General features: G+C 58.3%; 4 protein-coding genes. All 4 read left to right on the top strand.

Annotation, left to right across the window (positions count from 1 at the left end):
- On the top strand, nucleotides 1-629 hold a 629-nt coding region (locus QZP87_RS14490; RefSeq protein WP_291323637.1), incomplete at its 5' end, for an ATP-binding cassette domain-containing protein.
- Complete coding sequence (locus QZP87_RS14485) at nucleotides 629-2,461, top strand: FtsX-like permease family protein (RefSeq protein ID WP_291323636.1); 1,833 nt, start codon at nucleotides 629-631, stop codon at nucleotides 2,459-2,461. The genes QZP87_RS14490 and QZP87_RS14485, both read left to right, overlap by 1 nt.
- Nucleotides 2,462-2,471: 10 nt before the next feature.
- Nucleotides 2,472-4,190 (top strand): SUMF1/EgtB/PvdO family nonheme iron enzyme, encoded by a 1,719-nt coding sequence (locus QZP87_RS14480; RefSeq protein WP_291323635.1) that lies wholly within the window; start codon nucleotides 2,472-2,474, stop codon nucleotides 4,188-4,190.
- Nucleotides 4,191-4,226: 36 nt separating this feature from the next.
- On the top strand, nucleotides 4,227-4,871 hold the full coding sequence (locus QZP87_RS14475; RefSeq protein ID WP_291323634.1) for a glycine zipper domain-containing protein: 645 nt from the start codon (nucleotides 4,227-4,229) through the stop codon (nucleotides 4,869-4,871).
- Nucleotides 4,872-4,980: the final 109 nt, after the last annotated feature.

Below are 4,980 nucleotides of genomic sequence, written 5' to 3'. Positions count from 1 at the left end.
TGGCCCTGGTGGGGGACAGCGGCTGCGGCAAGAGTACGCTTCTGGACATGCTGGCCCTGGTCATGCAGCCCACCCGGGTGGGGAGGTTCATCCTGAATCCCGGCCGGGAGCAGGATTCTGCCATTGATGTGCAGTCCCTGTGGGAAAACGGTCTGGAATCCCACCTGGCCCGGCTCCGACGCAACTTCATGGGCTATATCCTGCAGACAGGCGGTCTGCTGTCCTTTTTAAGCGTTATGGACAATGTGTGCCTGCCGGCCAGAATAAAGGGGAGCAAGGATTATCTGACGCAGGTGACAGCCCTGGCTGCAAGGCTGGGCATTGAGCACTGCCTGAAACGCAAGCCTGATTACCTGTCCATTGGTCAGCGCCAGCGCGCGGCCATACTGCGGGCCATGGCCCACGGTCCGGATCTGGTCCTGGCTGACGAGCCCACAGCAGCAGTGGATAAGGCCAGGGCCAGGCTGATCATGCAGGATCTGCAGAGCGTCACCCGGGAATCAGGCACGGCCGTGGTGGTGGTCACCCACGATACAGAACTGGTGAAAGATGCGGACGTGACCTACAGCTTTGTCCTTAGCCAGAGCAGTGAAGGCCTGGTCCGGGCTGAGTGCAGGCGGAGAAATTGATGTCGTCTGACAGGAATTACCCTCTCAAAGTCGTACCACGGCTGGCTGCATCCAGCCTGGTGCATGACCGTATTCTCACGTTGTGCCTGATTATAGCTTTGGCCGCGGTCATCGCCCCGCTGCTTATTCTTCTGGGGCTCAAGCACGGCACTATCGAGACCCTGCGGGACAGGCTGGTGGAAGACCCTGTGTACCGGGAGGTCCGGCCGGCCCAGATATATGAGCTTACCCCGGAATGGTTTGAACAGGTGGGCAACTGGCCCGGGGTGGAGTTTATCGTTCCCTCGGTGCTGCCCTTGTCTTCCATAGTGCATGTAGAACATCCACATACCGGCAGGCTGGAAATGTTTGATCTCATATCCAGCGGTCCAGGAGATCCTCTGCTCTTAGAGAATGGTGCCCCGGCCCCAGAAGACGGACAGTGCGTACTTACCCATGAGGCAGCCCGGGTTCTCGGTCTTGAGCAGGGAGATATCCTGGAGGCCAGGGTCACCCGCAGCCGGGGAGGACGCAGGGAAATGGCGGCCTCGGGCCTGGAGGTGGCTGGAGTGCTGCATCCCAGGGCCGGGTCCCTGCCCCGTATTTACGCCCCCCTGTCCTTTGTCCTGGATATCGAAGCCTATAAAGAGGGTTACGGTGTACCGTCCAGGGGGTGGGAAGGGGATACTCCAGAGCCTTATCTCAGCTATGACGGGGTGCTGCTTTTAATTCCAGATCCCATGGACCCCATTGAGCGTACCGGGCTGATAATAAACACCGGGTTCGCCAGGATAAACGAGACGGAAAACCGGGAAGTAACCGCAAAAACCGCAGTGCCACTGCCTGAGGACTGGACTGCCTTCAGCCTGAGCACTCCAGGCAGTCCGGCCACCATGTCCTGGATCTGGGCTCTGCGCCAAAAGCTGCGGGGCAGGGAACATATCCTGCTGCCTTATGTCAGTGGGGTTGTGCTCCAGGATGCTGCAGGCAGGGAAATATCTCCGGCAGGGCTGTCCATCAGCCGCAGGGAGGCTCTGCTGCTGGGAGTGGATGATCCCCCCTGGGGAGGTTTCACCGGCAGCGCATCACCTGCGGAAAGGCTTACCCGGGTCCTTTTGCCTGAATCCGAAGAGTTTGATCTGCGGCTGGTTTTTCATGGAGTGCTGCAGCTGGTTATAGAGCTTGAAAAGGCTGGAACCACAGAACTCCAAAGGCCCCTGGTCCCGGCGGAGCTCATGGGTGTGCTGCGAACAGCCAGCCAGCGCGGAGTGAAGCTGGAATCCGAGTCAGGGGAATTTGCCATGGTCAGGGGAGGCTTCAGAGGTTTTCGCCTGTATACCGAAAGTATCGACCATGTTCCCGGGGTGTACAGGAAACTGCAGGAACAGGACATGGAGGTCATGGCCCAGGTGGAAACCATCCAACGCATCCAGGTGCTGGATGCCGGCCTTACCAGGCTTTATTCCCTGCTGGCCCTGCTGGGCATAAGCGGCGGAACTGCGGTCTTGCTGTCCAGCCTGTATGCGGCGGTGGAACGGCTGCGCAGGGACCTGGGAGTGCTTCGCCTGGTGGGCCTGGGCCGCAGGCATGTGTTTTTCCTGCCCATGATCCAGGGGCTGATGATAGCTGCAGCCGGGCTGATGCTTGGTTTTGCCTGCTACTATACCCTGGCGGCCATGATCAATCACACCTTCGCCTCGGAGCTGGCCCCGGGGGAGAGGTTCTGCTCCCTGCCCCTGAGTTACAAAGGCGGAATAGTCTTTCTGACCACCTGCCTGGCCCTGGCCGGTTCCCTGGTGGCTGCCTGGAGGGCAACGCGCATCGATCCGGCGGAGGTGATCCGGGATAACTGAGGATACAACTATGAATATTATTCTGGAAATAATTATTCGCCATAAGTATTGGATAAGAAAAATAGAGTCAATCCACTTTTACCTGTTTATGCTCCTTTTTTGCGCCCTGTTTTTTTTCCGGGCCGAGGCCGGCATAGCCGCACCTCCTGCCGGTCCGGACAACCCCCGCCCGGATGAGGCGGATATTGTCCTGCCCATGCCCGGCGACTCCGTGATGGTTTTTCGCAAGGTCCACGTGCCCGGTCAGGGCTACTGGGGGGATGAGGAGCAGATCATCCAGATGGGCGATGCATCCGGCGGTATTTTCGAAGGCCTGCAGCGTACCCAGATCAGCGGATCTTTTCCTGACAATGATGGCCGGGGCCAGGCCATTTATCTGGCCAAGTACGAGTTGACCAGGGGGCAGTTTACTGCGGTCATGGGCCTGGACACCTTGATTGATGCCAGCGCCGATCCGGATGCGGCCCAACTGGCTGAACTGGAAGGCCGCGCCCTGCAGGAGGCCCTGATGGAGCCGCTGTCTTTTGTCAGCTACCACGATATCCAGGAGTTTATCCGCCGCTACAACCAGTGGCTCTTTGATGCAGAGCACCCGGAGCGCCTGGAAAACATGCCGGATATAGACGGCATTCCCGGATTTTTCCGGCTTCCCTCTGAGGAGGAGTGGGAGTTCACTGTCCGCGGAGGGCTTCCGGCCCTTGAGGACGGCACTTTCAACGACCGCCTTCCTTTCGCCATGCAGAGGATCAATGAGCATGCCTGGCATCTGGGCAATGCCAGCCACAGGGTGCGGCCCATAGGCCTGCGCCAGCCCTGCCGCCTGGGTTTTTTTGACATGCTGGGCAATGTCCAGGAAATGACCGCCGGTTTCTTCAGGCCCGAGGTGTGGCAGGGCAAACCGGGCGGGGTGAGCGTGCGCGGCGGCAGCGTGTCCACGCCGGTGGCGGATATGCGCTCTTCCCTGCGCCAGGAGCTGGACGTCTACGCCTGGAACCAGGACCAAAAGCGGGTTCAGGAAAGGCGTTCCTTTAATACCGGGGCGCGCCTGGCCATTGGTTCCAATGTGGTGGTCAATACCCGGGTCAGAGCGGCCATGGAAGAAGAATATCAGGAATACAAGGACATGGTGCGCAAGACCATGCCCGTTGGCCGGACCATGGACAATCTGGTGGCCCAGGCAGCTTCGCAGCTGGGAGATGTTGAACCTATCCTGGGCAGGCTTATGGAACAGCATCCCCATTTGAGCGATGAGCTGCACACAGTGCAGGAGTTCATGGACCAGGCCAGGCATCGCCTGGACATGGCCCAGAGGGAAAGTGCGCGCAGCCTGGCTCAGGATGCAGCCCGCAACGGAGTTAATCTGAGTGTCTATATTTCCCGCCTGGTCAGCCTGGAAAACAGCTTGGAGGCCGCCAGGCGGCTGGCGGAAATGTCCAGCAGATACCTGGAGCAGGTCAGTGCTGTGGAGCAGAGGATAAATGAGCTAAGTTCAGCCCGGAAAGAACAGCTTCAGGCTTATACGGACAAGGTGGGCGAGCTGGGAGACTATGAACAGGATTACATAGACCAGGCCCTGGAAAGCATGCGCGAGCAGGCCCCCCTGCCCCGGGAAAAGGCCGTATTGCAACTTTTGACCAAGCATATTGAAGATTTCAGCCAGAAGCGCCGTGCGGACAGGGAAGGCTGGCTTAAAGAATATGAAAAGGTTTTTATGGAGTTTGTACAATAATATTGACCTCAAGGAGTATATTAAAAGGAGGAAAGCATGAAAGGATCCAGGGTGATCTTGTTGCTGGTTCTTATGGCAGTGATCCTTTCCGGGTGTGCAACCGGATCGGATCAAAGACTGACCAAGGCCGAGGGTGCCGCCGTGGGTGCTGCTGTGGGCGGACTAGCCGGCTATCTTATCGGAGACGGCAGGGGGGCATTGATCGGGGCTGCAGCCGGGGCAGGCCTGGGTTACCTCGTGGGCCGGGAAGTAGCCAAACGCAAGGCGGAGTACGCCACCCAGGAGGAGTTTCTGGAGGCTGAAGCCGCCCGGACAGCAGATTACAATGAAACCATGCGCGCCTACAACGCCAAAAGCAGGCAGGAACTGGCGGCCCTGGAAGAAGAGGTGGAGTCCCTGCGACAGGCCTATGAGGAGGGTGTAGAGGAAAAAGACACTTTGCTGGCCAGGCAGGCAGAGGTTCAAAAACGTATCCAGGAAAATGAAGAACTTGAAGAAGAGCTGAAGGGCGAACTGGCCATTCAAGAGGCTATTATAGAAGAGGAGAGCCAGACTCTGCCCGAGGATGATCCCCGCATTGCCGCCCTGGAAAAGGAAGTACAGGAACTGCAGGCCAATATCGCGGCACTTAATGAGGGCAGCGCCCAGCTAGCCAGAATAGATGAGAGGTTGTCTGTATGAGACATTTATACTTGCCTGTTTTAATCTGCTTTTTGCTTATTGCCGGTTGCGGAGCTTCCCAGGATCCACGTGAGGGAGGATTTTTCGGAGGCATCAGCGGCCTGGGCTC

This window comes from Desulfonatronospira sp. (assembly GCA_003563255.1).
In the GTDB taxonomy this organism is placed as follows: Bacteria; Desulfobacterota; Desulfovibrionia; order Desulfovibrionales; family Desulfonatronovibrionaceae; genus Desulfonatronospira.
The sequence above is the reverse complement of the archived record's forward strand: the minus strand, read 5'-3'. Positions and strand labels throughout refer to the sequence as shown.

Bases quoted from the DNA above. Each gene is read 5' to 3' on its own strand.
- QZP87_RS14485 (WP_291323636.1), top strand. From the start codon at position 629: ATGTCGTCTGACAGGAATTACCCTCTCAAAGTCGTACCACGGCTGGCT.
- QZP87_RS14480 (WP_291323635.1), top strand. From the start codon at position 2,472: ATGAATATTATTCTGGAAATAATTATTCGCCATAAGTATTGGATAAGA.
- QZP87_RS14475 (WP_291323634.1), top strand. From the start codon at position 4,227: ATGAAAGGATCCAGGGTGATCTTGTTGCTGGTTCTTATGGCAGTGATC.